Annotated in this window: 28 protein-coding genes; 14 read left to right on the top strand and 14 right to left on the bottom strand. The window is 72.2% G+C overall.

Annotated features, from left to right (window positions below; all coding sequences use genetic code 11):
- Nucleotides 1-282: 282 nt before the first annotated feature.
- Nucleotides 283-1,344, bottom strand: a complete 1,062-nt coding sequence (locus ABH941_RS40265) for a GNAT family N-acetyltransferase (protein ID WP_370138023.1) — start codon at nt 1,342-1,344, stop codon at nt 283-285.
- Nucleotides 1,345-1,456: 112 nt separating this feature from the next.
- Between ABH941_RS40265 and fdxA the strand changes: the two genes are divergently transcribed.
- Together fdxA and dapC are read left to right on the top strand one after the other, a co-directional pair.
- Nucleotides 1,457-1,777 (top strand): ferredoxin, encoded by a 321-nt coding sequence (gene fdxA / locus ABH941_RS40260; protein WP_030257703.1) that lies wholly within the window; start codon nt 1,457-1,459, stop codon nt 1,775-1,777.
- Nucleotides 1,778-1,862: 85 nt separating this feature from the next.
- The gene (gene dapC, locus ABH941_RS40255) at nt 1,863-2,942 is read left to right on the top strand and encodes a succinyldiaminopimelate transaminase (RefSeq protein WP_370138033.1); all 1,080 of its coding nucleotides are present in this window, start codon (nt 1,863-1,865) and stop codon (nt 2,940-2,942) included.
- 75 nt (nt 2,943-3,017) lie between these two features.
- Here the strand turns inward: dapC and ABH941_RS40250 are convergent, their stop codons facing one another.
- Nucleotides 3,018-3,746 carry a hypothetical protein gene (locus ABH941_RS40250; protein WP_370138015.1) on the bottom strand — a complete coding sequence of 243 codons (729 nt, stop codon included), beginning with the start codon at nt 3,744-3,746 and terminating at the stop codon, nt 3,018-3,020.
- 280 nt (nt 3,747-4,026) lie between these two features.
- On the bottom strand, nt 4,027-5,061 hold the full coding sequence (locus ABH941_RS40245; protein WP_370137994.1) for a hypothetical protein: 1,035 nt from the start codon (nt 5,059-5,061) through the stop codon (nt 4,027-4,029).
- Between the two features lie 120 nt (nt 5,062-5,181).
- Here ABH941_RS40245 and dapE point away from each other — a divergent pair, with 120 nt between their 5' ends.
- Both dapE and ABH941_RS40235 read left to right on the top strand, forming a co-directional pair.
- Nucleotides 5,182-6,285, top strand: coding sequence for a succinyl-diaminopimelate desuccinylase (dapE, locus tag ABH941_RS40240; protein ID WP_370137990.1), 1,104 nt, complete (start codon nt 5,182-5,184; stop codon nt 6,283-6,285).
- A gap of 55 nt (nt 6,286-6,340) precedes the next feature.
- Entirely contained in the window at nt 6,341-7,156 is an 816-nt protein-coding gene (locus tag ABH941_RS40235; RefSeq protein ID WP_370137977.1) for a TIGR00730 family Rossman fold protein, read from the top strand.
- Between the two features lie 177 nt (nt 7,157-7,333).
- On the opposite strand, the gene folP is transcribed toward ABH941_RS40235, so the two are convergent.
- Nucleotides 7,334-8,197, bottom strand: a complete 864-nt coding sequence (folP, locus tag ABH941_RS40230; RefSeq protein ID WP_370137972.1) for a dihydropteroate synthase — start codon at nt 8,195-8,197, stop codon at nt 7,334-7,336.
- A 100-nt stretch (nt 8,198-8,297) separates the two neighbouring features.
- Here folP and ABH941_RS40225 point away from each other — a divergent pair, with 100 nt between their 5' ends.
- Complete coding sequence (locus ABH941_RS40225) at nt 8,298-8,732, top strand: DivIVA domain-containing protein (protein WP_370137962.1); 435 nt, start codon at nt 8,298-8,300, stop codon at nt 8,730-8,732.
- Nucleotides 8,729-9,304 (top strand): DNA-3-methyladenine glycosylase I, encoded by a 576-nt coding sequence (locus ABH941_RS40220; RefSeq protein ID WP_370137958.1) that lies wholly within the window; start codon nt 8,729-8,731, stop codon nt 9,302-9,304. Before ABH941_RS40225 ends, ABH941_RS40220 begins: the two co-directional genes overlap by 4 nt.
- Before the next feature lie 142 nt (nt 9,305-9,446).
- On the opposite strand, the gene ABH941_RS40215 is transcribed toward ABH941_RS40220, so the two are convergent.
- Complete coding sequence (locus tag ABH941_RS40215) at nt 9,447-10,262, bottom strand: enoyl-CoA hydratase-related protein (RefSeq protein ID WP_370137953.1); 816 nt, start codon at nt 10,260-10,262, stop codon at nt 9,447-9,449.
- Nucleotides 10,263-10,596: 334 nt separating this feature from the next.
- On the opposite strand from ABH941_RS40215, the gene ABH941_RS40210 reads away from it, so the two are divergent.
- Nucleotides 10,597-10,764 (top strand): DUF3117 domain-containing protein, encoded by a 168-nt coding sequence (locus ABH941_RS40210; protein ID WP_107101321.1) that lies wholly within the window; start codon nt 10,597-10,599, stop codon nt 10,762-10,764.
- A gap of 118 nt (nt 10,765-10,882) precedes the next feature.
- Here ABH941_RS40210 and ABH941_RS40205 read toward each other — a convergent pair whose 3' ends face one another.
- Nucleotides 10,883-11,536 (bottom strand): O-methyltransferase, encoded by a 654-nt coding sequence (locus tag ABH941_RS40205; RefSeq protein ID WP_370138028.1) that lies wholly within the window; start codon nt 11,534-11,536, stop codon nt 10,883-10,885.
- Nucleotides 11,537-11,781: 245 nt separating this feature from the next.
- Between ABH941_RS40205 and sigE the strand changes: the two genes are divergently transcribed.
- The 5 genes from sigE (at nt 11,782) to ABH941_RS40180 (ending at nt 16,189) form a co-directional block, all read left to right on the top strand.
- Nucleotides 11,782-12,504, top strand: coding sequence for an RNA polymerase sigma factor SigE (sigE, locus tag ABH941_RS40200; protein ID WP_370137949.1), 723 nt, complete (start codon nt 11,782-11,784; stop codon nt 12,502-12,504).
- Nucleotides 12,501-13,472 carry an anti-sigma factor gene (locus ABH941_RS40195; RefSeq protein WP_370137937.1) on the top strand — a complete coding sequence of 324 codons (972 nt, stop codon included), beginning with the start codon at nt 12,501-12,503 and terminating at the stop codon, nt 13,470-13,472. The genes sigE and ABH941_RS40195 overlap by 4 nt, the downstream gene beginning before the upstream one ends.
- Before the next feature lie 152 nt (nt 13,473-13,624).
- Nucleotides 13,625-14,926, top strand: coding sequence for a S1C family serine protease (locus ABH941_RS40190; RefSeq protein ID WP_370137933.1), 1,302 nt, complete (start codon nt 13,625-13,627; stop codon nt 14,924-14,926).
- Nucleotides 14,927-15,043: 117 nt separating this feature from the next.
- A complete protein-coding gene (locus ABH941_RS40185; protein WP_370137928.1) occupies nt 15,044-15,487 on the top strand; it encodes a sec-independent translocase in 444 nt (147 codons plus the stop codon).
- A 75-nt stretch (nt 15,488-15,562) separates the two neighbouring features.
- Nucleotides 15,563-16,189: a hypothetical protein gene (locus ABH941_RS40180; protein WP_370137918.1), complete on the top strand. Its 627-nt coding sequence runs from the start codon at nt 15,563-15,565 to the stop codon at nt 16,187-16,189.
- Between the two features lie 146 nt (nt 16,190-16,335).
- Here ABH941_RS40180 and ABH941_RS40175 read toward each other — a convergent pair whose 3' ends face one another.
- From ABH941_RS40175 to ABH941_RS40160, 4 genes are all read right to left on the bottom strand, one after another.
- Nucleotides 16,336-17,490 carry an Mrp/NBP35 family ATP-binding protein gene (locus ABH941_RS40175; protein ID WP_370137916.1) on the bottom strand — a complete coding sequence of 385 codons (1,155 nt, stop codon included), beginning with the start codon at nt 17,488-17,490 and terminating at the stop codon, nt 16,336-16,338.
- A gap of 82 nt (nt 17,491-17,572) precedes the next feature.
- Nucleotides 17,573-18,193, bottom strand: coding sequence for a DUF1003 domain-containing protein (locus ABH941_RS40170; RefSeq protein ID WP_370137912.1), 621 nt, complete (start codon nt 18,191-18,193; stop codon nt 17,573-17,575).
- Entirely contained in the window at nt 18,183-19,499 is a 1,317-nt protein-coding gene (locus ABH941_RS40165) for a magnesium transporter MgtE N-terminal domain-containing protein (RefSeq protein ID WP_370137911.1), read from the bottom strand. Before ABH941_RS40165 ends, ABH941_RS40170 begins: the two co-directional genes overlap by 11 nt.
- Before the next feature lie 150 nt (nt 19,500-19,649).
- Nucleotides 19,650-20,189, bottom strand: coding sequence for a hypothetical protein (locus ABH941_RS40160; RefSeq protein ID WP_370137908.1), 540 nt, complete (start codon nt 20,187-20,189; stop codon nt 19,650-19,652).
- 110 nt (nt 20,190-20,299) lie between these two features.
- On the opposite strand from ABH941_RS40160, the gene ABH941_RS40155 reads away from it, so the two are divergent.
- Together ABH941_RS40155 and ABH941_RS40150 are read left to right on the top strand one after the other, a co-directional pair.
- Entirely contained in the window at nt 20,300-21,235 is a 936-nt protein-coding gene (locus ABH941_RS40155; protein ID WP_370137900.1) for a DMT family transporter, read from the top strand.
- 11 nt (nt 21,236-21,246) lie between these two features.
- On the top strand, nt 21,247-21,831 hold the full coding sequence (locus ABH941_RS40150; protein WP_370137894.1) for a suppressor of fused domain protein: 585 nt from the start codon (nt 21,247-21,249) through the stop codon (nt 21,829-21,831).
- A 170-nt stretch (nt 21,832-22,001) separates the two neighbouring features.
- Here the strand turns inward: ABH941_RS40150 and ABH941_RS40145 are convergent, their stop codons facing one another.
- From ABH941_RS40145 to ABH941_RS40130, 4 genes are all read right to left on the bottom strand, one after another.
- Nucleotides 22,002-22,850, bottom strand: a complete 849-nt coding sequence (locus ABH941_RS40145; protein WP_370137886.1) for a PHP domain-containing protein — start codon at nt 22,848-22,850, stop codon at nt 22,002-22,004.
- A 68-nt stretch (nt 22,851-22,918) separates the two neighbouring features.
- Complete coding sequence (locus ABH941_RS40140) at nt 22,919-23,560, bottom strand: DUF6758 family protein (RefSeq protein WP_370137883.1); 642 nt, start codon at nt 23,558-23,560, stop codon at nt 22,919-22,921.
- 156 nt (nt 23,561-23,716) lie between these two features.
- Nucleotides 23,717-23,866, bottom strand: a complete 150-nt coding sequence (locus tag ABH941_RS40135) for a hypothetical protein (RefSeq protein WP_166682385.1) — start codon at nt 23,864-23,866, stop codon at nt 23,717-23,719.
- A gap of 283 nt (nt 23,867-24,149) precedes the next feature.
- Nucleotides 24,150-25,043 (bottom strand): alpha/beta fold hydrolase, encoded by an 894-nt coding sequence (locus ABH941_RS40130; protein WP_370137878.1) that lies wholly within the window; start codon nt 25,041-25,043, stop codon nt 24,150-24,152.
- Nucleotides 25,044-25,233 lie beyond the last annotated feature (190 nt).

The following is a 25,233-nucleotide window of genomic DNA, read 5'->3' as shown; positions in this document are numbered from 1 at the left end:
GGGGTCGCTGCCCGAGGGGACTGCGGTGTGGGGGTTCGGGGGGTCGCTCCCCGAGGGATTGCAGCATGCGGCGGCGGTGTGCCTGAGGGCATATCGGGCGCTGTGCCCCGGGTTTCGTGGGGTCGCTGCCCGAGGGGACTGCGGTGTGGGGGTTCGGGGGGTCGCTCCCCGAGGGATTGCAGCATGCGGCGGCGGTGTGCCTGAGGGCATATCAGGCGCCGCGCCCCGGGTTTCGTGGGGTCGCTGCATGCAGCATGCGACCTCGGCGTAGCTGATGGCGCATCAGGCTTCGACGCGCTCCAGCCGGGCGTAGTGGTAGCGGTAGGAGGTGGTGAAGCCCAGCTTGTCGTAGAGGGCGGCGGCGCGGCTGTTCTCGGCCTCGACCTGGAGGTACGCGCCGCGGGCGCCCTCCTCGGCGGCGCGGCTGGCCAGTACGGCCATCAGCTCGGAGGCGAGCCCGCGTCGGCGCAGTTCCGGGACCACTTCGATGGCCCCGAACCCGGCCCACTCCCCGTCGATGACGCACCGTCCGATCGCGGCCGGACCCTCCTGCCCCGGCACGTCCAGGGTGGCGAACCAGACCGAGGGGCCGCCGGCGCTGGGGGGTACCGGGGGTCGCTCCCCGGAAAGATGGAGTACCTGCCGGGCCGCGCGCTCCAGGGCCGGGTCGCCGCCGACCCGCCGGTAGCGCGACATCCAGGCCGCGTCGGCCCGGCGGGACAGCCGCACCTGCGAGGGCTCCGCGGTGCTGCCGGCGAGAACCGCCAGCGGCGCGGTGCGGACCAGGGTCTCCGCCTCGGTCGCCCCCCGTTCGGCGAGCAGTTCCGCCAGGCCCTCGGGGGATCCCGGGGTGGTCAGCTCGACGTGGGCGGCCAGACCGCGTCGCGCGTACCACTCCTGGACCAGGTCGAGGGCGGCGCCCAGGGGCATCCCGGGGTCGCCCAGCGTCTGCGCCGAGTTGCCGCGGCGGGTGAAGCCGCTGGACGCCCTGAGCACCCACTCGCCCAGCGGCTCGGCCTCCACCGCGGGCCAGCCGCGCGCCGCGATCCGCTGCATCGCGACCGCCCCGGGGTCCTCCGGCGCCGGGGCCGTCCTGCGGATCGGCGCGGGCGGCACCGCCTTGCCCGCGACCAGCGCCTCCTCCATGATCGTGACAGCCTCGCCGGCCCGGTTCAGCACCGTCAGCACCCCGCCGTCCCACGATGTGAGCACGCCGATCACATCGCCGAACACCGGGCGTCCCTCCGTATGACCCAAAATGCGCCGCGCCGAAATGCGTCGTCCCAGGTCAGAAGGGGTGATGTAGATCTTCGGCCGTCCATGTCCGATAGTGTTGTCCGCCATACCCGCCACCTCCGGTGCAACCGCCGTCCTGAAACGGCGATACTAGGTGCGGGCATCGACGACGCCGCGCTCCCCTGCGCGAATGCCAGCCCCTACGAGGAGGAACGTCAGCGTGACCTACGTCATCGCGCAGCCTTGTGTCGACGTGAAGGACAAGGCGTGCATCGAAGAATGCCCCGTCGACTGCATCTACGAGGGCAAGAGGTCCTTGTACATCCACCCCGACGAGTGCGTGGACTGCGGAGCCTGTGAGCCCGTCTGCCCCGTCGAGGCGATCTTCTACGAGGACGACACCCCGGACGAGTGGAAGGACTACTACAAGGCGAACGTCGACTTCTTCGACGACCTCGGTTCGCCCGGTGGTGCCTCCAAGCTCGGCCTGATCGAGAAGGACCACCCGTTCATCGCGGCCCTCCCGCCGCAGAACCAGTGACGCGGGGCCTGTGAACGCCGTGCACAACAGCACCGCCACCGCGCCTTCCACCGCTTCCTGGTGGGAGGCGCGGCGCGTCTCCGGCCTGCTCCCGGAGTTCCCCTGGGACCGCCTGGAGCCGTACAAGGCCACCGCCTCCGCCCATCCGGACGGCATCGTGGACCTGTCCGTCGGCACGCCGGTGGACTCCGTCCCGCAGCTGGTCCAGGACGCCCTTGCGGCGGCCGCCGACAGCCCCGGCTATCCCACCGTCTGGGGCACCACCGCGCTGCGGGACGCCCTGGTCGGCTGGGGCGAGCGCCGGCTCGGCGCGGCCGGGCTGACCCACCGCCATGTGCTGCCGCTGGTCGGCTCCAAAGAGCTGGTGGCCGCGCTGCCGACGCAGCTGGGCCTGGGCCCGGGGGACCGGGTGGCCTACCCGCGGCTGGCCTATCCGACCTACGAGGTCGGCGCGCGGCTGGCCAGGGCGGACCATGTGGTCTACGACGACCCGTGGGAGCTGGACCCGGCCGGCCTCAACCTGCTGTGGCTCAACTCCCCGTCCAACCCCACAGGCCGGGTGCTGACCGTCGACGAGCTGCGCCGCACCGTGGCCTGGGCCAGGGAGCACGGCGTGCTGCTGGTCAGCGACGAGTGCTACCTGGAGCTGGGCTGGGAGGCGGAGCCGGTGTCGGTGCTGCACCCGGACGTCTGCGGCGGCAGCTACCAGGGCCTGGTGGCGGTCCACTCGCTGTCCAAGCGCTCCAACCTCGCCGGGTACCGGGCGGCCTTCCTGGTCGGGGACCCGGACGTGCTGGGTGAGCTGCTGGAGATCAGGAAGCACAGCGGCTTCATGGTCCCGGCCCCGGTGCAGGCGGCGACGGTCGCCGCGCTGGGCGACACCGCCCATGTGACGGAGCAGCGGGCCCGCTACGCCGCCCGCCGCGGGGCGCTGCGCGGGGCGCTGGAAGCCAACGGCTTCCGGATCGAGCACTCCGAGGCCAGCCTCTACCTCTGGGCGACCCGCGACGAGCCCTGCTGGGACACCGTCGGCGAGCTGGCCAAACACGGTGTGCTGGTCGCTCCGGGCGAGTTCTATGGAGAGGCGGGGGCGCGGTTCGTCCGGGTGGCGTTCACCGCGACCGACGAGCGGGTCCGCGCCGCGGTCCAGCGCCTCGGCGGCTGACCCCCTGCTGTTCGGCCGAGGGCCCCGAAGCGTGTCGCTTCGGGGCCCTCGCGCATGCGGAGTGCTGACGCGACCTCAGCCGACCGGCAGGCTGCCCAGCGGCAGGGTCTGGGTGAGGCCGCCCAGGCCGGCGGTGTCGCCCAGGCCGGGCAGTCCGCCCAGGCGCTGGCCGGCGACCGGAGCGGCCGCCCCGGCGACCTGGCCGACGGTGGACTGCGCGGCGCCCAGCGGCAGGCTGTTCACCGGCAGGTTGCTCAGCGGCAGCGCGGAGAGCGGGCCGCCCGGCTTGGGCGCGCTCGGGGTGATGTTGGCCGCGACGGGGGTGCTGCCGGCGGGGGCCGCGTCGGAGGCGGTGGACGGGACCGTGCCGACCGCCGGGACGGCCTGGTGGGCTGCGCCGACCGGCACGGCGCGGGTCGCGCCGGACGCGGCGCCGGCCAGCGAGCCGGTGGTGCCCGCGGTCGAGCCCGCGACCTGGGCCAGCTGGCCCGCGGAGGTGCCGAGCATGCGGTTGGCCTCGGGAAGGGCCTTGGCGGTGGCGGCGCCCGCCGCGTCCGCGACGGTGGGGACGGACTGGGCGACGGCGCTGCTCGCGCTGGAGCCGGTGAGCTGCCCGGCCTGGTGGCTGGCGGACTGGACGTCACCACCCAGGGCACCCGTGTCGAGCTGGCTGAGCCCACCCAGGTCGGGGACGCCGGGCAGCTCGGGCGCGGCGGAGGCGGTACCCGCGGTCAGGGCGGGGACGGCGCCGGCGGCGACGACGAACGCGGCCGTGACGATCCGGCGCGAGAGGGGGAGAGACATGGTGCTCCTCGTTGAGGTGGGGACTGAACCAGTCCGCCGGGCGGACGTGGTGATTACCGCTTGAGGAGCGAGAAGGTTGCGGTTGACGCCAGCAAAGAGTTCCTAAACATCGCATTATCTTTTTCGGTGCATATTCGGACAGATTGCCCCGGCTTCATGCTCCGGCAGAAAGGCTTCTCCGAGGCTGCGCCAGGGCGGAACCGATGCACACAAAATCTTCGCAGGACGGCCGCGCGCTGGGCCGTCCGAGACCCCCGCGCGTCAACCCGGCGGGTCGCCGTTAACTCGACGGGGAGGCCGTTGCGGCCTTCGCCGACACGGTGATCTGCACCGGTCCCGAGGCGGACGCGGTGCCGGAGGTCTGCCACCCCTTGGTGGAGTCGGAGCTGCGCCACACCTTGCCGCCATAGGACACGGTGGTGATGTGCAGGTCCTGGCAGTTGGCCACCGCCCACTGCGCCACCGCCCAGGCACGGGCCGTCCCCGCGGTCCCGCTGCCGGTGCGGACCGTCAGCCCCAGCCCCTGCGGGTCCGCGGCTGCGGAGGAGGACGAGGAGGACGCTCCGGCCGCATCGGCGGAGCCGGCCACGGTCATCGCCCTGGGCGTCACCGTGCTGCCGAACTCCTTCTTCAGCTTCGCCGAGACCGCCCGGCCGCCCTGCTGCAGTCCGTCCGAACCGATCGGTCCGGTGACCGCCGAACCCACGCTGTTCACCGTGCAGTTCAGCGAGGCGGGGACGCGTCCGGTGAGTGCCCCGGAGAGGGTCTTGGCATCGGTCTCGTGCGCGGCGTAGGCGTCGGGGTAGCCGCTGTGCTGGACGTCCTGGGCGGCGACGGTCAGCGGCAGCTGCGCGTAGCCCTGGATCTGCACCAGCTTGTCGAGGAACTTGTTGGTCGCGTAGACCGGGTCGCCGACCTGGGTCGGAGTACCCCAGCCCTGCGAGGGGCGCTGCTGGAACAGACCGATCGAGTCGCGGTCGCCGGCCGTCAGGTTCTGCAGCTTGGACTCCTGCATGGCCGTGGCCAGCGAGATCGTCACCGCCCGTTCTGGAAGATTTCGCGATATGGCCACCGCCGCGATCGTCCCGGCGTTGCTCATCTGGTCCAGCGAGAGGTCGATCACGCCGTCGGCGCTGTCCACCTGGCAGCCCTCGGCGACCGGGATGGGCAGCAGGTCGCGGTGCCGGTTCAGATACAGGCCGCCGACCACCACCAGGGCCAGCACCAGCACGAACGGCAGACAGCCCAGCCACCGCCGCCGACGCCGCGCGACGGGCGCGGTCTCGGCGGAGTCCATCATCGACTTCAGACTCACCCGGCTGTTCCTCCTTGCCATGTTCGCTGCACCCTACCGACTGGGACGGCCCCGCCGTGAGCCCGGTTCTCCGGCCCATCGACCCCGGCCACCGGGCGGCAGGCCGTAACCTGGCTGGTCATGACTGGTTCCCATACCGCTGACGCCCCGGCTCCGGCCGCCGCACCCGTACTCGATCTAACAGCGAGCGGAGGTGAACTCACCGCGGCCCTGGTCGACATCCCCTCGGTCAGCGGCGACGAACGACTGCTCGCCGACGCCGTCGAGGCCGCCCTGCGCTCGCTGCCGCACCTCACCGTGGACCGGGACGGCGACGCGGTCATCGCCCGGACCAACCTGGGCCGCTCCGAACGGGTCGTCCTGGCCGGACACCTGGACACGGTACCCATCGCGGACAATCTCCCCTCCCGGGTCGACGGCGACCTGCTCTGGGGCTGCGGCACCTCCGACATGAAGGCCGGCGTGGCCGTCCAGCTCCGGATCGCCGCGACCGTCCCGGACCCCAACCGCGACCTCACCTTCGTCTTCTACGACTGCGAGGAGGTCGAGGCGGTCCGCAACGGCCTGGGACGGCTGGCCAGGATCCACCCGGACTGGCTGGCCGCCGACTTCGCGGTGCTGATGGAGCCGAGCAACGCGCAGGTCGAGGGCGGATGCCAGGGCACCATGCGGGCCACCGTCAGCACCACCGGGCACCGGTCCCACTCGGCCCGCAGCTGGCTCGGCGACAACGCCATCCACAAGGCCGCCCCGGTCCTGCAGCGACTGGCGGACTATGTGCCGCGCCTGGTCGACATCGACGGCCTGGAGTACCACGAGGGCCTCAACGCGGTCAGCATCGAGGGCGGCGTCGCCGGGAACGTCATCCCGGACGCCTGCACCGTCACCGTCAACTTCCGCTTCGCGCCGGACCGCAGCGAGGCCGAGGCCGAGGCGCACATCCGCGAGGTGTTCGACGGCTACCAGGTCGTCGTCACCGACTCGGCCCCCGGCGCGCTGCCCGGCCTGTCCCACCCGGCCGCCGCCGCCTTCATCGCCGCGACCGGGGCCACCCCGCAGGCCAAGTTCGGCTGGACCGACGTCGCCCGCTTCTCCGCGCTCGGCGTGCCCGCCGTCAACTACGGCCCAGGCGATCCCAACCTGGCCCACACCCGCGAGGAGCACTGCTCGCTGGCGGCGGTGGACGAGTGCGAGAAGCGGATCCGCGACTGGCTCCAGGACTGACCAGGCAATTAAAGATCCCACCTGGTCGAGCGGACTCGTCGTACCCTGCGTAGGTATGACGAGCGACAGGCAGAACGGCGACGGTCCGGACCGGGTTTCCACGGGCCCCAGGAAGACCGCGGAGAAGCGGCGCGGCCCGGTGCTGCTCCGCGGCGAACAGGTCGACAGCAGCACCACGGACCAGCGGCTGCTGGACTCGGCGCAGAACGCGGACTGGCTGCACACCGACCCCTGGCGGGTCATGCGCATCCAGTCCGAGTTCGTCGAGGGGTTCGGCGCCCTCGCCGAACTGGGGCCCGCCGTCAGCGTGTTCGGCTCCGCCAGGACAGCGGCGGACTCGGTCGAGTACCGGGCCGGGGAGCAGATCGGCCGCGCCCTGGTCGAAGCCGGCTACGCGGTCATCACCGGCGGCGGACCGGGTGCGATGGAGTCCGCCAACAAGGGCGCCCACGAGGCCGGCGGCACCTCGGTCGGCCTCGGCATCGAGCTGCCGTTCGAGCAGGGGCTCAACCAGTACGTCGACCTGGGCCTGAACTTCCGTTACTTCTTCGTCCGCAAGACCATGTTCGTCAAGTACTCGCAGGGCTTCATCGTGCTCCCGGGCGGCTTCGGCACCCTGGACGAGCTGTTCGAGGCGCTCACCCTGGTGCAGACCCACAAGGTCACCCGCTTCCCGGTGATCCTCTTCGGCGTCTCCTACTGGTCCGGCCTGTTCGAGTGGGTCCGCAACACCCTGGTCGCCGAGGGCAAGGCCTCCCCGTCGGACCTGGAACTCATCCAGATCACCGACTCCGTCGACGAGGCCATGAAGATCCTCGACGAGGCCCGCCTCCGAAATGGCGTAGTGAACCCGGCCCACAATCCGGAATAGTGGCACGTGGTTGCATGGCTGCGGTTTGCGCAGTTCCCCGCGCCCCTACACGTTTGCAACTGGCCCGCTTGCACTTACCTGGGGGCGCGGGGAACTGCGCGAACAGCAACCACCCACCGGCGTAGAGCCCGCTCGCCCAGCAGCATTCCACCCTCGGCGGCGGGCAACCCCTGGCCGCTAGGCCAGCCCGCGGCGGGCCACCGCCGGGGGCCGGCTGCCCCGGATCGAGGCGACCATGTCCAGCACCTGCCTGGTCTCCGCGACCTGGTGCACCCGGTAGACCTGCGCTCCGAGCCACGCCGACACCGCCGTGGTCGCCAGCGTGCCCAGCAGCCGCTCGCCGACCGGCTTGTCCAGCGTCTCGCCCACGAAGTCCTTGTTGGACAGCGACACCAGCACCGGCCAGCCCGTCGCCGTCATCTCCGGCAGCCGCCGGGTGGCCTCCAGCGAGTGCCTGGTGTTCTTGCCGAAGTCGTGCCCGGGGTCGATCAGCACCCCCTCGCGCGGTACGCCCAGCGACACCGCCCGCTCCGCCAGCGCCAGCGTGCGCTCCAGGATGTCGGCCATCACGTCCCGGTAGGCCACCCGGTGCGGCCGGGTCCGCGGCTCGGCGCCGCCGGCGTGGGTGCAGACGATCCCCACCCCGTACCGCCCGGCGACCTCCGCCAGCAGCGGGTCCACCCCGCCCCACGCGTCGTTCAGCAGGTCGGCGCCGACCTCGCAGACCGCCTCGCCGACCTCGTGCCGCCAGGTGTCCACGCTGATCACCGTGTCCGGGTGGCGCTTGCGCAGCTCGGCCACGAAGGGCACGATCCGGCGCAGCTCCTCCTCGGTGGTGACCTCCTCGCCCGGTCCCGCCTTCACCCCGCCGATGTCCAGGATCGCCGCGCCCTCGGCGACCGCCCGGTCGGCCGCCGAGAAGGCCGCCTCGTCGGCGAAGGTCGCCCCCCGGTCGAAGAACGAGTCCGGGGTGCGGTTGACGATGGCCATGATGACCGGCTCGTCGTCACCGAAAATCCGCGGGCCGAGCGCGAGCGCCATGCGTCCTCCAAGGTACGTACGCCATGATGGCCCCAGTACCGTTCAGTACTGTGGGGCATCCCTTCATGATCCCCCACCGGGAGCCGGGAGTGGTGGGCTTGTGTTCTGGTTGATCCTCGTCGTCATGGTGCTGGTCGTGGGCGCTGCGGCGCTGGTCGCGCTCGGGGGCGGCGGTTCGCTGCCGGAGGCGGAGCAGGACCGGCTGGCCGCACGGCTGCCGCTGGACCGCCCGCTGACCCGCGCCGACGTCGACGTGCTGCGCTTCCCGATGGCCGTGCGCGGCTACCGGATGGACGAGGTGGACGACGTGCTCGACCGCCTCGGCGTCGAGCTGACCCACCGTGACGTCCGGGTCGCCGAGCTGGAGGCCGCGCTCAACGCGGCCCTCGCGGCCGGTCACCCCCAGGCCGGCGAGCCCGGCGCGGCCGAGTTCGAGGCGCTGCGGATGCGGTTCGCCACCCCGGGCGGCACCACCCTGGAGAAGCAGACCCCCCAGGACGCCCTCCCCGGCCTGGACGAGGAGGGCGGGCAGTGAGCCCGACCGCGACGGTCCTCGGCGAGGACGGGCTGCGACGCTGCCCCTGGGGCCTCTCCACGCCGGACTACGTCGAGTACCACGACCACGAGTGGGGCAAAGCGGTCCACGGCGACCAGGCGCTCTACGAGCGGATCAGTCTGGAGGCGTTCCAGTCCGGGCTGTCCTGGATCACCATCCTGCGCCGCAGGGAGACCTTCCGTAAGGCGTTCTCCGGCTTCGACCCGGCGCTGGTCGCCGAGTTCGGCGACGCGGACGTCGAACGGCTGATGGCGGACCCGGGCATCATCCGCAACCGCGCCAAGGTCCTGGCCACCATCGCCAACGCCCGCGCCGTCCTGGACCTGGACGGCACCACCCTGGACGCCCTGATCTGGTCCTTCGCCCCGAAGAAGCCGGGCAGGGCGCCGCGCGCCTTCGGCGATGTCCCGGCGGTCACCCCGGAGTCCACGGCCCTCGCCAAGGAGCTCAAGCGCCGCGGCTTCCGCTTCGTGGGTCCGACCACCGCGTACGCCCTTATGCAGGCCTGCGGCCTGGTCAACGACCACTTCGCCGACTGTTTCGCGCGCTGACGGCTGCGGGTTGTGCGTGGCTGGGGTTCGCGCAGTTCCCCGCGCCCCTAGGGGTCTGCAACTGGCTCAGTTGCAATTGCTCAGGGGCGCGGGGAACTGCGCGACAAACCGCCCACAACCCGCACTAATTGCCCGGGCCTGGCTACCGCCCCACGTACTTCGGCGCTTCCTTGGCAACGAAGGCCTGCACCGCGATCCAGTGATCCTCCGCCGCCCCCGCAAGGGTCTGCAGCTCGTCCTCCTTGCCCAGCGTCTCCACCAGCGTGTGCCCCGCCCCGAACGCCAGCGACTCCTTGATCGCGCCGAAGGCGACCGTCGGTCCCGCGGCCAGCTCCGCCGCGAACGCCCTCGCCGTCCCGGCCAGCTCAACCCCCGGGACCACGCGATGCGCGAGCCCGAGCGCCAGCGCGTCCGCCGCCGGAACCGTCCGCGGGAACATCAGCAGCTCGACCGCCTTGGCCTGCCCCACCAGCCGGGGAAGGGTCCACGACACACCCGAGTCCGCGGTCAGCGCCACCCCGGCGAACGAGGTGTTGAACCCGCTGTGGTCGGCGATGATCCGGAAGTCGCAGGCCCAGGCCAGCCCCGCGCCAGCCCCGGCGGCCACCCCGTTGACCGCGGCGACGACCGGCTTGGCCATCGTCGCGATCGCCGTCACCAGCGGGTTGTAGTGGTCCCGGACGGTGGACAGCGGCGCCTCTCCAGTGTTCTTAGCGGTGGAGTCTTTGGCGGCAGCCAGCTTGCCCAGGTGCTCCTTGAGGTCCTGGCCCACGCAGAAGGCCCGGTTGCCGGCCCCGGTGAGCAGCACCGCCCGTACCGCCGGGTCCTCCTTGGCGGTGATCATGGCGTCCCGCAGAGCGACCTTGGTCTCCGTGTCGAGTGCGTTCATCGCCTCGGGCCGGTTGATGGTGACGGTCGCCAGCCCGTCGCTGAGCTCGTACAGCACGGTGTCGGCCATGCGGATCTCCCATTACTCGTCAGTAGTCCCATGTCAGCATGACGGATCGACAGCCGCTTGGCCGATGTGACGTAGGCCACTGTTTCGGACGTGTCCCGCCCGGTCGGCCGAACCGGGGCGAGGGCGCGGGGACCCGCCGGGGACACGGGAACTGATTTGCGATCGGAACCGGGTGGTCAGCGTACGGATGAGCCTGTCGGGGCAGGAGAGAGTAGTGATGTTGGTCATCGGGTGCCCCGATGCGGGATACTGGACTCCGATCAATGCGTTCGATACCTGCGGTGGACGGGCCGTAGGTGCGTCGGTGAGCAGGTTCGCAGGAAGGGGAACGAGCATGGCGGCCATGAAGCCGCGGACGGGCGACGGCCCGCTCGAGGTGACCAAGGAGGGGCGGGGCATCGTCATGCGAGTACCGCTCGAGGGCGGCGGGCGGCTGGTGGTCGAACTGACGCCGGACGAGGCCGACGCTCTGGGCGAGGCCCTGAAGAAGGCCTGCGGCTGACGACCTCCTGGTCTCCAAGCGAGTAGAGCACTTGTGGCTCTGGCCCCGCACCCCCTCCGGGGGGCCCGGGACCAGAGCCACAGCTGTTGCACCCGGCCGCCTCCGTGCTTCCGGCGGCTCAGCGCCGCACCGCGCACAACAGTCCGTCACCGACCGGGAGCAGCGCACTCAGCAGGGCGTCGTGCTCCCGCACGGTCCGCATCAGGTCCCTGGTCGCCACGTCCTCCAGGGCGCTGACGGTCCCTTCGAAGCAGACCATTCCCCCAGGTCGCAGCAGGCGCAACGATTCAGCGAGGTACTCCGGCGACTCCGCCGGATCGCCGTCGCAGAACACCAGGTCGTACTGGCCGTCGGCGAGCCTCGGCAGCACCTCCAGGGCGGCGCCCGGAATGCACCGGGCCCGGCTCGGCGCGAAACCGGCGTCCGAGAACAGCTCGCGGGCCTGCCGCTGCAGCCCCGGCTGGATGTCGACGGTGGTGAGGATCCCGTCCGGCCGCATCCCGCGCAGCAGGCAGATGCCCGACACGCCCGCGCCGGTGCCGATCTCGACCACCGAACGGGCGCCGACCGCGGCCGTCAGCACCGCCAGTGCCGCCCCGCTGGCCGGCGACACCGGGCGCACCGTGGCGAGCTCGGACTGCCTGCGGGCGTACTGCAGCACCTCGTCCTCGACGGCGTAGGCATCGGCGAGGCGCGGGTCCGACGGCCCGTAGCCGGTGATGGCTGCTCCCTCTCCGGATCTGTCCCTGGTTCTGTGTCTGCATTTCTGGATTTCTGGCCACAGGTTAATGGGTCTTGAAGGAACCGGAGCAGGACGCGACCCGTTGGGAGTGGTGAGTGCGGCCGACCCCGCAGGTGGGTCGTATGGTGATTGGCTTTTATCCGGAGCAGACGGGTGAGGCGGATATGGTGGTGACCCTGCTTGGCAGAAGAGCCGATCGAGGAGGTGTGGCTGAGGGGGGCGCGTGTTCGCGGCACTTCCGCGGTCGTGCGTCGGCCCTGACGCCAAAGCCCGTGATGAGTGAGTCCAAGCCCGCACCCAGTGAGCGCGGGGCCACCGAGCCCGCGCAGAGTCCGCAGACCGCCTCCTTCGACGAGGGCAGCGCGGCCTCCGTCTGGACGCCGCCCAGCTGGGAGGAGATCGTCCAGACCCACAGCGCCCGGGTGTACCGGCTGGCCTACCGCCTGACGGGCAATCAGCACGACGCCGAGGACCTCACCCAGGAGGTCTTCGTCCGGGTGTTCCGCTCGCTGTCGACGTACACGCCCGGCACCTTCGAGGGCTGGCTGCACCGGATCACCACCAACCTCTTCCTCGACATGGTCCGCCGCAAGCAGCGGATCCGCTTCGACGCCCTGGCCGAGGACGCCGCCGAGCGGCTCCCCAGCCGTGAGCCCTCGCCGGCCCAGCACTTCCACGACACGCACTTCGACGCCGACGTCCAGCAAGCGCTGGACACCCTTGCGCCCGAGTTCCGCGCCGCCGTGGTGCTCTGCGACATCGAGGGCCTCTCCTACGAGGAGATCGCCGCGACCCTGGGCGTGAAGCTCGGCACCGTCCGCAGCCGGATCCACCGCGGCCGGGCCCACCTGCGCGCCGCCCTGCAGCACCGGGCCCCCGGTGCGGCGGAGGGCCGCGAGCGCCGGGCCGGCGCCATCGCCGAGCCGGGCGAGGCCGCCCTGTACGGAGCCACCGGAACCGGACCGGACGAGTTCGCGGAACAGAGGCGGTCGCTGTGACCGAGCAGCCGCACCGCGCCCGTCGGCCCGAGGTCCTGGTCGAGCTGCGGGTGGACCGCTCTGCCGCCGCGTCGGCGGTCCAGGCCCTGGAGGAGCAGCACCTCGGCGACCGGCTGGCCGCCTTCATCGACGGAGAGCTCGACCACGACGGCCGGGAGCGGGTCCAGGCGCATCTGGCGACCTGTTCGGCCTGCCTCAGCCGGGCCGAGGACGAGCGCCGGATCAAGAGCCGGATCGCGGCGGCGCTGCCGCCCGACCCCAGTGCCCTGTTCCTCGCCAAGCTGATGAACATCGCCGGTGACGACGACGCCGACCGGCGGCCCCCGAGCGGCGGCGCGAGCGCCCGCAGGGGCTTCGGCGGCGGCGCCTTCGGCAGCACGAACTCCTTCGGCGGCGGTGACTCCTTCGGGGCGAGCGGCTTCGGCAGCGGCCGGTTCGGCAGCAACGCCCTCGGTGCCGACCACCCCGTGCCCGGGGTGGATCCGCGGGCCGAGCGCGGCAGTCGCCCGTTCCAGGGCGAGCAGCGTTCCGTCGGGCCCATCGCCGCACGGCTGAGAGCCGGGTTCGCGCCCGGCGACAGTCGTCCGCAGAGCTTCGCTCCGCAGGAGCGCACCCGCGAGCAGAGCGCGCCCCGTCCGTCGGCGGCGCGCGGTCGGCGTTTCGCCTTCGCCGCCGCCGGGGCCTTCTCGGTCGCCGCGGTCGCGCTGGGCGGCGCCATCACCGGGGTGAGCTCGGCCGAGCAGCCGACCGTGGACGACCCCTACGGCAATGTCGCACCGGTCGCCGACACGGCCGGCGGCCAGGGCGTCACCGAGAGCAGCCGCAACAGCGGGCAGCTGGCGCTCGGGGTTCCGGCGAACCTGCCCGGCGGGTTCTCCCAGTCGCTGGTCGCACCGTCCGCCTCGGCCACCTCGCTCCCGGCCGCGGGCAGCAACAACCCGGCGCTGCGCTCCGGCGTCCTGAGGTAGTCGAGCCAGGAGGGGCGGCCGGGGCTGTCCGTAACCCTGCCGACTCCACAACGCGGTTCGGACCTGGTTGACTGTCCCTCCCCAGCGGCGAGTGGAGGGCGGTGCGCCGGATGGCGGTGGAGGTCGAGGCAGGACTCCCACCAGGCATTGCCATGCCGACCGACGGTCGGGAGCGGCAGGTCCCCCGGGCGACCGCTGCTCCGGCGCCGCGCTGGTGGAGTCATCCGGACGGCCCGTGCGGGCAGAGCTTCCGGCTGCCGCCGGCCCGCCCGGCGGCGTCCGCTGCCGGCCAGTCCCCTGCGAGGCCGGTCCGCATCCCGCGCCGCGGGTACAGGGCTCCGCGCTCGGCCGTGCGCCAGTCCGTACGGATCGCGGTGGGCGCGGTCGCCGCGGTGCTCTGCGCCGGCCTGCTCGGCGGCTGTATCGGCGCGCTGGTCCAGGGCACCCGCCAGGGCGGCCGGATCACCCTGCAGGCGGCCAGCGAGGCCCCCGTGCCGCGCTCGCCCGGAACCACCGCCGGCATCGTCCGCGCCGTGCTCCCCGGCGTGGTCTACCTCAGCGTCAACGCCTCCGGGACCACCACCACCGGGACCGGCATCGTGCTGGACGGCGCCGGGCACATCCTGACCAACAACCATGTGGTCGCCCCGCTGGGCCGGGCCGGGCGCACCACCGTCACCTTCAGCACCGGACAGCGCCACCCGGCCGAGCTGGTGGGCCGCGACGTCGGCTCCGACCTGGCCGTGCTCCAGGTGAAGGGGGTCGCCGGGCTGCACCCGCTGGCCCTCGGCTCCGCTGCCCGGATCGAGGTCGGCGACCCGGTCGTCGCCATCGGCGCGCCCTTCGGCCTCCAGGGCACCGTCACCTCGGGCATCGTCAGCGCCAGGGACCGGCCGCTGACCTCGGGCGGCACCAACTCCGGAGCCGGCCTGGCCTACCTGGACGCCCTGCAGACCGACGCCCCGATCAACCCCGGCAACTCCGGTGGTCCGCTGCTGGACGCCGCCGGCACCGTCGTCGGCGTCAACACCGCGATCCGCTCCGCCGACTCCGACAGCAGCGACCCCTTCGGCGTCACCGACCAGAGCGGCAGCATCGGCCTGGGCTTCGCGATCCCGGTGGACCAGGCGATGCGGGTCGCCGAGCAGCTGATCAACACCGGTCACGCGGGCCGCACCGTGCTGGGTGCGACCGTGGACCTCACCTACCAGAGCGGCGCCGCGGTGACCGCCGTCGCGTCCCGGTCCGGGGGCGACTCGGCACTGCACCCGGGGGACGTCGTGATCGCCCTCGACGGCGCGCCGGTGACCAGCGGCGACGACCTGGCGGCGCTGGTTCGCGGGCGCAGCCCCGGCGCCACCGTCGTGCTCACCGTGCTGCGCGGCGGGCAGACCAGGGAACTGCCGATGCCGCTGCACTCGACGGAGCGCGACGACGGGGCGAACAACCTCTGATCTGGCAGTGGGACCGCACACGTATGAGCGATATCGAGGCGGCGGCGACTACGCTGGTGCCGGTACGCCGCTCTGTGCCCATGAGCGGGTGACTTCACCTCCCAGGGGAGCCGCACGGTGTTCGACATAAGTCCATTCAAACTGGTGGCGCTGATTGTCCTCGCCGTGATCATCTTCGGCCCGGACAAGCTCCCCAAGCTGGTCGCCGACGCGATGGGGATCATCCGTAAGATCCGCGAGTTCTCCGACAGCGCCAAGGAGGACATCCGCAAGGAGCTGGGGCCGGAGTTCAAGGACTTCGAGTTCGAGGACCTCAACCCCAAGACCTTCGTCCGCAAGCAGCTGGCGACGCACGGCGACGAGTTCGGGCTGAGCGACCTCCAGGAGCTGAAGAACGGCTTCAGCAAGGACGCGTCCGCGGCGACCGCCGCGGTGAAGTCGGTCGCGGCCGACCCGCTGGCCAAGGTCGCCGACGACTCGTCCCCGCAGGTCGACATGGTCAAGCCGGAACGCCCGCAGGCGGCGGCCGAGCGGCCCGCGTACGACGTCGACGCGACCTGACGAAGCTTCAACCCGATCGCGCCCCCGCTATTGTTCTGCTGCGACAGCACAGCCGAGCGGAAGCAGAGGGCCGAGATGGACACCACCAGCCACACGGGGACGGCCGACGCCGTCGTCGACGGCTATCTGCGCGCGGACTTCCCCTGGTACAGCCTGGACGAGGCCTGGACCGGGCACCGCTGGCTGGCCCCGGTCGGCACGTCGCCCGACGGCGCCGTCGACTACGGCTCCATCGGCCACGGTGACGAACCGACTCGAAGCTACGGCAAGCAGGACCCCGCGGCCGAGTCCCGCCGCTACGCGGTCGTGGTGACGGTGGCCCGGCGCCCCGGACGCCGCCTGGGCGACGGCACCGGGATACTGGAGGCCACCTCGGTGTCCTCCGCCGCGTGGCTCGCCGGCTCGGGTCTGCTGGCCGCGACGGAGCTCGCCCCGATGGCCCGGGAGATGCGGCAGAACTGGCTGGACCAGCAGTCCACGCTCGCCTGGGACCTCGCGGACGACCTGGACGGCGCGGGCTGGTCCTCCCTCACCCTGCCGGTCAACGGCACCCCCCAGCCGTTCCGCTACCGCGAATCCGAATACGGGTGGGTGCTTGCGGGGGACGCGCCGGGGGTGCACCTGGGGGCGTACGGGCGGGGGGTCAGTGCCTACGCGTTGGGGTTCAGCACGGTCACCGACCTCGGGGGGTACGCCGGCTGAGTGGGCGGGTGGCACCTCGGTGGATGGCTTGTCGCGCAGTTCCCCGCGCCCCTATGGGTCTGCAACTGTCCCAGTTGCACATGCTCAGGGGCGCGGGGAACTGCGCGAACAGTAACCATGCACCGAGGTGCCACCGCTCCGCTCCGTCAGAACTTGTTCCGAGGGGTGATCCCCAGGGAGAGCCCGGAAAGCCCGCGCTGGCGGTTCCCCAGCTTGGAAGCAATACCCCGCAGCGCGACCCCCGCGGGGGAGTCGGGGTCGGTGAGCACGACGGGCTTGCCCTCGTCCCCGCCCTGGCGGAGCCGCACGTCGATGGGGATGCTGCCGAGGACCGGCACCTTGGTACCGGTGGCCTTGGTGAGGGCGTCGGAGACGGTCTGGCCCCCGCCGGTGCCGAAGACGTCGACCATCTCGCCGCAGTGCGGGCACGGCATCCCGGACATGTTCTCGATGACGCCGACGATGGTCTGGTGCGTCTGCAGCGCGATCGTCCCGGCCCGTTCGGCGACCTCCGCCGCCGCCTGCTGCGGGGTGGTGATGATCAGGATCTCCGCGTTGGGGACCAGCTGCGCCACCGAGATGGCGATGTCGCCGGTCCCGGGCGGCAGGTCCAGCAGCAGGACGTCCAGGTCGCCCCAGTAGACGTCGCCGAGGAACTGCTGCAGGGCCCGGTGCAGCATCGGCCCGCGCCACACCACCGGGGCGTTGCCCGGGGTGAACATGCCGATCGAGATGACCTTCACGCCGTGCGCCGACGGCGGCATGATCATGTTCTCGACCTGGGTCGGACGGCCGCCCACGCCCAGCATCCTGGGGATGCTGTGGCCGTAGATGTCGGCGTCCACGACCGCGACCTTCAGCCCGTCGGCGGCGAGCGCCGCAGCCAGGTTGACGGTCACCGAGGACTTGCCGACCCCGCCCTTGCCGGACGCGACCGCGTACACCCGGGTCAGCGAGCCCGGCTTGGCGAAGGGGATCTCCTTCTCGGCCTGGCCGCCGCGCAGCATCGAGGCCAGCTCCTGGCGCTGCTCGGTGCTCATCACGTCCAGCTCGACGGCGACCGAGCTGATGCCGGGGACGGCGCCCACGGCCTCGGTGACCCGGCTGGTGATGGTCTCCCGCATCGGGCAGCCGGAGACGGTGAGATAGACGGCCACCCTGGCGGCGCCGTCCGCGTCGATCTCCACCGATTTGACCATGCCCAGCTCGGTGATGGGCCGGTGGATCTCCGGGTCCTGCACCGTCCCGAGGGCCGTGCGCACGGACTCCTCAAGGGCGGTTGTCTGCGTATCGGAAGCCATGCACTGATGGTACGACGCAGCTGACACGGCCCCGACCGGCTCGGCGCGTGCGGCCGGTCACAGCGACGTCAGTGGCAAGACGTCAGCCGGCCGCCTCCTCGGCCTCGCCCGGCGTCCGGTTCTCCAGTTCCTTGAGCAGCGACTGCAGTTCGGAGCGGAGGAAGTCGCGGGTCGCCACCTCGCCGAGGCCGTGCCGCAGCGCGGCCACCTCCCGGGTCAGGTACTCGGTGTCGGCGACGGTGCGCTCGGTCCTGGCCCGGTCCTGCTCCATGTTGACCTTGTCCCGGTCGTCCTGCCGGTTCTGCGCCAGCAGGATCAGCGGGGCGGCGTAGGAGGCCTGCAGCGAGAGCACCAGAGTCAGGAAGATGAACGGGTACTGGTCGAAGCGCCAGGAGGACGGTGCCGCGATGTTCCAGGTCACCCAGAGCAGGATGAGGAACGTCATCCAGACCAGGAAGCGCCCGGTCCCCAGGAAGCGGGCGATCCGTTCGGACAGCCGTCCGAAGGCGTCCGAGTCCGGGTTCGGCAGGGTGACGAAGCTGCGCCGGCGCTGCGGCTGGTCCAGCCGGTTGCGGCGGCGGTCCTCGCCGCGCTCCGGGGTGCGCCGTCCGTCCGCTTCGCGCGGCCGCTGTCCGGCCGCCTCGCGCAGCCGCAGGTCCCGGCGTTCGCGCAGGTTCCTCAGGTCACGGCGGTCACCGGCCATCGGCGGCCACCTCCTCCGGGGCGCGGTCGTGCTTGGTCTCGTCGTCGTGCAGCGCCGACTCGCGCCAGTCGTCGGGCAGCATATGGTCCAGCACGTCGTCCACGGTCACCGCGCCCAGCAGGTGGTCGTGCTCGTCCACCACCGGGGCCGCGACCATGTTGTAGGTCGCCAGGTAGTGGGTGATCCGGTCCAGGGCGGCGTCGGGGGAGAGCGCGTCCAGGTCGCCGTCGACGATGGCGCCCAGCAGCGTGTACGGGGGCTCCCTGAGCAGCTTCTGGAAGTGCACCAGACCCAGGTAGATCCCGGTCGGCGTCTCGGTCGGGGGCCGGCACACGTACACCTGCGCGGCCTGGGCCGGCTTGAGGTCGGAGACCCGGATCCGGGCGAGTGCCTCGGCGACGGTGGCGTCCGGCTCCAGCACGATCGGCTCGGTGGTCATCAGACCGCCCGCGGTGCGCTCGGCGTAGGTGAGCAGCCGCCGGACCGGCGCGGCCTCCTCCGGTTCCATCAGCTGCAGCAGCCGCTCGGCTTCCTCCTCCGGAAGCTCCGAGAGCAGGTCGGCGGCGTCGTCCGGGTCCATCGCCTCCAGCACGTCGGCGGCGCGCTCCTGGTGCAGTCCGGCGAGGATCGCCACCTGGTCGTCCTCCGGCAGCTCCTCCATGACATCGGCGAGCCGCTCGTCGTCCAGTGCGGCGGCCACCTCCGAGCGGCGCTTGACGGAGAGGTGGTGCAGCACATTGGCGAGGTCGGCGGGGCGCAGCTGCTCGAACGTCGCCAGCAGGTTGGCCGCGCCCTGGTCCTCCTCGCGCAGCGCGAAGCCGGTGACGGCCGACCAGTCCACGGTCAGCGTCTCGCCCTTCCGCCGCAGCCTGCCGCCCTTGCCCTTCTCCACGAAGACCTTGTCGATCTCCCACTCGCGGTTGCGGGTCTGCACCATGGCCACGTCCAGGACCGTGACGGTCTCCCCGGCCTCGCCGTTGGGGCCGCTGGTGCGCAGGGCGACCTTGCGGTCCAGCAGTTCGGCCAGCACCAGGGTCTCGGTGGGGCGCTGTTCGAAGCGGCGCATGTTTATCACGCCGGTGGTGATGACCTGACCCGACTCCAGGCTGGTGACCCGGTTCATCGGCAGGAAGACCCGGCGTTTGCTGACCACCTCGACGGCGAAGCCGAGCACGCGCGGGGGCCGACCGCCCAGCCGCAGGCTCACCACAAGATCGCGAATCCGTCCCACCTGGTCGCCCGACGGGTCGAAGACCGCCATGCCGGCGAGGTGCGAGATGAACACGCGGGAGGAGGCTCCGGTCATCTGCCTTTCCTGCCTGTCGCTGTTGCAGCCCAGGTCGTGCGGCGCCTGGAGACGGCACGGTCCGGACATGCCACAGGTTACCGGCGGCGAACAGGTGCTGCCGCCCTGCTCAATCCTCTGACAGGACAGTCATACCGCAATCATGACCGATCAGGTTCCGCCCCTCCGCCGACGGCGTCCGAAGAGCAGTTTCGGCAGCGCGGCCGGGATCGGCTCGCGCGTGGTCGCCGGGGTCGGCACCGGCACGGCGGCGTGCGACCCGTCGGGCATCGAGCCGGGGCCCGCCACGCTCGCGCCGACCGGGACCAGCCGCAGTACCCGCGACTCCGCGGCCCAGCGGTCGGTGACGGTGGCGTGGTCCGGGGAGTTCAGCCGTTTCGCCTTCAGCTCCTCCGCGGCGGCGGTCCAGGCCTCGCTGTGCGGCTGCAGCTCCTCCACCCGGACCGGCCAGGCCACCAGCCGGCCGCCCTTGTCCTTGCTGCGCGCGGTCAGCACCGTGGACTGCCCGTCCGCGAGCCCGTGCAGCGGCTGCTCGGCGCCCTCGCCGACGACCGTCACCGCCCCGTCGTGCCACACCTGCCACAGCGCCCGGTCCGTCCCGTCGGGGAGCCGGACCCAGAGCAGTCCGGACTTCTTGGCCGACTCCTCCACCAGAGCCCGGTCCAGCAGCTCCACCCGCACCTCAGTCATGCGCTGAGCTTATGGCGTCCACGCCCTGATACCCCTTCGCCCGGGGGGCGTCAGTCCCATACCATCGTCATGCCCCTTACTGGGACAGGGGTCAGATGCCAAGGAGCGCCGTGCAGACGACCAGCGCAGTCACCACCGACGCGCCACCGCCGCGGTCGTCCGCGCACCCCGATCTCTCCACCGTGCCCAGGATCGACTTCCTGCTGCTGGCCCTCGCCGTCAGCGGAGTCGCCTTCTCCGCGCCGCTGATCACCGCGACAGCGGCCCCCGCCGTCGCCATCGCCTTCTGGCGCAACTGCATCGCCACCGGCGTCCTCTCGCCGATCGCACTGCTGCGCCACCGCGCCGAACTGCGCGCGATGAGCCGGCGGACGGTGCTGCTCTGCCTGGCCGCCGGCGCGTTCCTGGCGCTGCACTTCGCCATGTGGCTGCCCAGCCTGCGGATGACCTCGATCGCCTCGTCGACCGCGCTGTGCACGGTCACCCCGCTGTGGACCACCCTCTACCTGCGGCTCCGCGGCCATCACATTCCGCGGACGGTGTGGATCGGCTCGGCCACCGCCTTCGCCGGGGTGCTGGTCCTCACCGGCGTGGACTTCAGCACCGACCCCCGGGCCCTGGCCGGTGACGCGCTGGCACTGGGCGCGGGGATGGCGGCCTCCGCCTACTTCCTGCTCGGCAGCGAGGTCCGCAGGACGGCCAGCACCATCGCCTACACCTATGTCTGCTACGCCACCACGGCCTTCCTGCTGCTGGTCGCCTGCCTGGCCTCGGGCCAGGCGCTGACCGGCTACAGCGGCTCGACCTGGCTGAAGATCGTGCTGCTCACCGGCGCCGCCCAGTTCCTCGGACACTCCCTCAGCAACCGCGTGGTCCGCACCCTCGGACCCTCCCTGGTGTCCACCGCGATCCTGCTGGAGACTCCGGGCGCCGCCCTGATCGGCGCCGTCTGGCTGGGCCAGATGCCGCCGGTGGCGGTCTACCCGGCGGTGGGCCTGGTGCTGATCGGCCTGCTGGTCGTGATCCGCGGTCAGCGCAGGACGTAGGGTGGTCGACCATGTCCCACGACGCAGTCCTCACCGCCGTCGAAGCACGGCTGACCAGCACCTTCGGCGAGCCTGACGCCCGCGCCGCGGTCACCTTCCTGGGGGCCGACCGGATCGAGGTGCTGCGGTTCCACGACGCGGACGGCCTGGTCCGCTACGCCACCCTGGGGATGTCGGCCGCGCCGATGGCCGACCCCGCCGACATGGTCGCCGACCCGGTTGCCGGGCCCCGCGCCGAGCTGGTGTTCACCGTGCGCGGCGGGCGGGACGAGGTGCTCCGTCCGCTCGCCACGCTGGCGGCCTCGCCGCAGGTGGAGGGCCTGGTGGTGGCACCGGGCGCCTCGCTGGACCTGGGCGCGCCGCTCTGGGAGGGGGCGCCGTTCACCTCGTTCCTGGTCGCCGAACCCGGAGGGCTGGTCGAGGACCTGGAACTCGCCGACCCGGCCGACCCGGTCCGCTTTCTGCCGCTGCTGCCGATGACCCCCAACGAGGCCGCCCACAAGCGGGTGCACGGCGCAGCCGACCTCCAGGAACGGTGGCTCCGCCACGGCACGGACCTGCGCGACCCGTTGCGGCGGAGCGTGCCGCTCGGCTGAGCTGGTCGGGGTTTTCGGCTGCGGGCGGTGCATGGTTTGTCGCGCAGTTCCCCGCGCCCCCAACGGTGCTGCAACTCACTCGCAGTGGATCAGTTGCAGCTACCCAGGGGCGCGGGGAACTGCGCGACCAGCCATGCACACGCTGCACCCTGGAACGGACAAGCAGGGCTTCAGGCCGTAACCGGCTTGGCCCCGGTGGCTCGGGCCACAATCGCGTCGTAGACCTCGGGCGCGGTGGTCTCCGCCCCGAGCCGCACCGCCTTGCGGTGGCCGTGGTAGTCGCTGGAGCCCGTGACCAGCAGACCCAGGTCGCCCGCCAGGCCGCGCAGCCGCTCGCGGGTCTCCGCGTCGTGGTCCAGGTGGTCCACCTCGACACCGTCCATCCCTGCCGCTGCCAAATCCGCGATGACCTGTTCGGAGACAGTGCGGCCGCGCTTGACCGCGCCGGGGTGGGCGAAGACGGTGACCCCGCCGGCCGCCCGGACCAGCCGCACCGCTTCGAACGGGTCGAACTCCCGCTTCCGCACGTCCGCCCGGCCGCCGTTGGCCAGCCACTCCGAGCTGAACGCCGCGTCCACCGAGGGCACCACCCCCGCCTCCACCAGCGCGCTAGCCACATGGGGACGGCCGACCGCGCCGCTGCCGGCGATCCGCCGGACCTGCTCCCAGCTGATCGGCGCGCCCAGCTCCCGGCAGCGCTCGGTCATCGCCTCGGCCCGCCGGAAGCGGTCGGTGCGCACCAGTTCGCGTTCACGGGTGAGCTCGGGGTCCTCCGGGTCGAAGAGGTACGCCAGCATGTGCATGGAGATGCCCTCGACCTGGCAGGACAGCTCGGCCCCGGTGACCAGCGTCAGCGCCGTCCCGGCCCGCGCCGCGACCGCCTCGGCGTAGCCGGACACGGTGTCGTGGTCGGTCAGCGCGACGACGTCCAGACCGGCCGCCACCGCATGGCCCACCAACTCGGCGGGGCTGTCGGTGCCGTCGGAGGCGGAACTGTGGGTGTGCAGGTCGATGCGCACGAGCGGGACTCCTCAATCCGGGTGACGTCCCCGAGTTTAGAGCGCCGCTCTGTGCGACCCGGGGGCGGCTACGGGCCGAGCAGCCGCGGTGAGATCGCACCGCACGGCAGCAGCTCGATCTCGGCGCCCGCGTCGCGCAGGTCCGTCAGCACCAGCTCGTCGTACAGCAGCAGGCCGCTGCCCTCCGGCCAGGCCACCGCCCAGAGCCACAGTCCGCGCGCCTCGCCCACGAACACGGCCCGGTCGTCGGGCGTTCCGGCGACATGCCAGAGCGCGGTGGGCCGCCCGGCCGCCAGTACCTTGGCGTGCGGGGGCTTGTCGACGGCGATGGCGTCGCCGGGGTCGGGGCCGGGCAGCCCGGCGAAGCGGGCGCCCAGGCCGACGCCGATCTCCTCGGCCACCAGGACCAGTTCACCCGGGCCGCCGAGCGGTCCCGGGCCCGAGCAGGCGATGGCGGTGGCGCGGGCACCCGACAGGTCGTCACCCGCGTGGGCGATACCGGTGAACAGCCAGCCGACCGGCAGCGGCCAGGGCATCCAGATGGGGACCTCGGCCCGGGCGACGGCGACGGTGAGGGCCTGGACGCTGGGGGGCACGACGGGTTGCAGCGGATGCACGGTGCCGTGCGCGTCGCACTGCCAGGTATCGGTGAACAGGCCTGGGGCGCGGACACGGCCCCCGCACCTCGGGCAACTGGGCTCGCCCCTCATGCTGCACAACGGTCCTCCCTCCCGACCACCCCGTCAAGGACGATCACCCGCATGGGGAGTGTCGGTTGCAGTCGTCAACTGAATGGGGGTGGGCCGTGGCACGAAAGTGCCCCGCAGACACCGCTCGGTCTGCGGGGCACTTGCCGTTCGATTCGGTCAGGACGCCTGCTCGTACGGGCGGATGTAGAGCCGCTCCCCGGTTGCCGCGGCGTCCTCGACCATGGCGCGGACCGTGTCCGCGTCCGCGATGAGGGGCTCCGGTGTACTGCCGTCGGTGTCGCTCAGACGCACGATCTCAAAACGCATGGGCCTCTCCCTTCCTTGCCTACTTTGCAGCGCAGCTGCTTCGCGACGATTGCCCATCCGTTAATCCCCGGTGTCGGGCCGAGTGGGCCCGGGCGGGTTCCGGTACCCAGGGGATGTGGCGGAGGGAAGTGATGGGCGCGCACGGTGTGCAGTCTGGTCAAACGAGAATGCCGGACAAAGATATTCCGGCCGACAGAACTTTACTGAAAGTCGCCGAACCTGTCGCGACGGAATCTGTCCGTGAGCACTCTCTGGCGTTCGGAGAATACTTTCTGGCGGAGTATCAGTTGACGCTCTGCCAGAAATCGGCCAGGGCCGCGGCTGTGGCCTCGGGCTGCTCGGCGTTGGGGGAGTGCCCGGCGCCGGGCACCTGTACGCAGCGGGCGCCCAGCCGTTCGGCCATGTCCGCCTGCTCCGTCACCGGCCAGGCGTAGTCCTGCTCACCGGACAGCACCAGCGTCGGCAGTGCGGCCGCGGCCAGCGCGTCCACCCGGTCGGGCTCCACGGTGAGCTGTCGGCCCATCACGGCCAGCGCCTCGGGGATGTTGGCCAGCCAGCGGCGGTGCAGGAAGCCGTCGATCTCCGGCGGCAGCCGCTGCTCGACGCCGGCTTCGCGGTCCATCTCCCGCATCGCCTGCCAGATGGATTCCAGGTCCATCAGCGGCAGAACCGAGACCAGCAGCTCGGCCCGCTTCCCCTCCTCGGCGGCGACCGGGCCGGGGCCGGTGCTCATCAGGGTGAGCGAGCTCCACGGCAGCGGGTCCGCCGTGGATCCGCCGAGCAGGACGGCCTCGCGGACGACATAGCCGCCGAAGGAGTGACCCAGCAGGTGCAGCGGCCCGGTCGCGCCCGGCAGCAGACCGGCCACGGCCTCTGTCATAGCCCGCAGGTCCAGGGCCAGCGGTTCGAGGCCGTAGGCGGCCGGGTCGGCCGGGCCGCCGGTCTCGTACTGACCGCGCTGGTCCACCGCAACCACCTGGAAGCCGGCCGCGGTCAGCGGCTCCAGCAGCGCGATGAAGTCCTCCTTGCTGCCGGTGAATCCGGGAACCAACAGCGCGGTGCCCCGGGGCGATCCGCTCGGCGGCAGGCTGTGCAGGGACGCGAACTCCCCGCGGGCCGTGGCCAGCCGGAGACTGCGGGCGGAGGCAGGCAGGGTGAGGAACGGGGGCGTGCTCATGGCGGTCTCCATCCTGTCCGGCCTGCGGGTTTGTCCCGCCCTCGACCCTATCGGCCGGAGATGACGGCGGTGTGGCCGGACGGAGACGGGGGGGGGGCGGGGGGGCCGGGCGCGCCCGCGGCCCACTGGGGGGGTGTGGGGGCGGGGGGGCGGGCCCGGCGCCGGCGCCGGGGGCGGGGGCGGGGGCGCC

This window comes from Streptacidiphilus sp. EB103A (genome assembly GCF_041261405.1).
In the GTDB taxonomy this organism is placed as follows: domain Bacteria; phylum Actinomycetota; class Actinomycetes; order Streptomycetales; family Streptomycetaceae; genus Streptacidiphilus.
The sequence above is the reverse complement of the archived record's forward strand: the minus strand, read 5'-3'. Positions and strand labels throughout refer to the sequence as shown.

Coding starts and splice junctions, on each gene's coding strand:
- ABH941_RS40130 (WP_370137878.1), bottom strand. CDS start 25,043: ATGAGCACGCCCCCGTTCCTCACCCTGCCTGCCTCCGCCCGCAGTCTC.
- folP (WP_370137972.1), bottom strand. CDS start 8,197: ATGGCGCTCGCGCTCGGCCCGCGGATTTTCGGTGACGACGAGCCGGTC.
- ABH941_RS40235 (WP_370137977.1), top strand. CDS start 6,341: ATGACGAGCGACAGGCAGAACGGCGACGGTCCGGACCGGGTTTCCACG.
- ABH941_RS40150 (WP_370137894.1), top strand. CDS start 21,247: ATGTCCCACGACGCAGTCCTCACCGCCGTCGAAGCACGGCTGACCAGC.
- ABH941_RS40170 (WP_370137912.1), bottom strand. CDS start 18,193: ATGGCCGGTGACCGCCGTGACCTGAGGAACCTGCGCGAACGCCGGGAC.
- ABH941_RS40140 (WP_370137883.1), bottom strand. CDS start 23,560: ATGAGGGGCGAGCCCAGTTGCCCGAGGTGCGGGGGCCGTGTCCGCGCC.
- ABH941_RS40135 (WP_166682385.1), bottom strand. CDS start 23,866: ATGCGTTTTGAGATCGTGCGTCTGAGCGACACCGACGGCAGTACACCG.
- ABH941_RS40180 (WP_370137918.1), top strand. CDS start 15,563: ATGGACACCACCAGCCACACGGGGACGGCCGACGCCGTCGTCGACGGC.
- dapE (WP_370137990.1), top strand. CDS start 5,182: ATGACTGGTTCCCATACCGCTGACGCCCCGGCTCCGGCCGCCGCACCC.
- ABH941_RS40250 (WP_370138015.1), bottom strand. CDS start 3,746: ATGTCTCTCCCCCTCTCGCGCCGGATCGTCACGGCCGCGTTCGTCGTC.
- ABH941_RS40175 (WP_370137916.1), bottom strand. CDS start 17,490: ATGGCTTCCGATACGCAGACAACCGCCCTTGAGGAGTCCGTGCGCACG.
- sigE (WP_370137949.1), top strand. CDS start 11,782: ATGAGTGAGTCCAAGCCCGCACCCAGTGAGCGCGGGGCCACCGAGCCC.
- ABH941_RS40160 (WP_370137908.1), bottom strand. CDS start 20,189: ATGACTGAGGTGCGGGTGGAGCTGCTGGACCGGGCTCTGGTGGAGGAG.
- ABH941_RS40265 (WP_370138023.1), bottom strand. CDS start 1,344: ATGGCGGACAACACTATCGGACATGGACGGCCGAAGATCTACATCACC.
- ABH941_RS40190 (WP_370137933.1), top strand. CDS start 13,625: ATGCCGACCGACGGTCGGGAGCGGCAGGTCCCCCGGGCGACCGCTGCT.
- ABH941_RS40210 (WP_107101321.1), top strand. CDS start 10,597: ATGGCGGCCATGAAGCCGCGGACGGGCGACGGCCCGCTCGAGGTGACC.
- ABH941_RS40165 (WP_370137911.1), bottom strand. CDS start 19,499: ATGACCGGAGCCTCCTCCCGCGTGTTCATCTCGCACCTCGCCGGCATG.
- ABH941_RS40215 (WP_370137953.1), bottom strand. CDS start 10,262: ATGGCCGACACCGTGCTGTACGAGCTCAGCGACGGGCTGGCGACCGTC.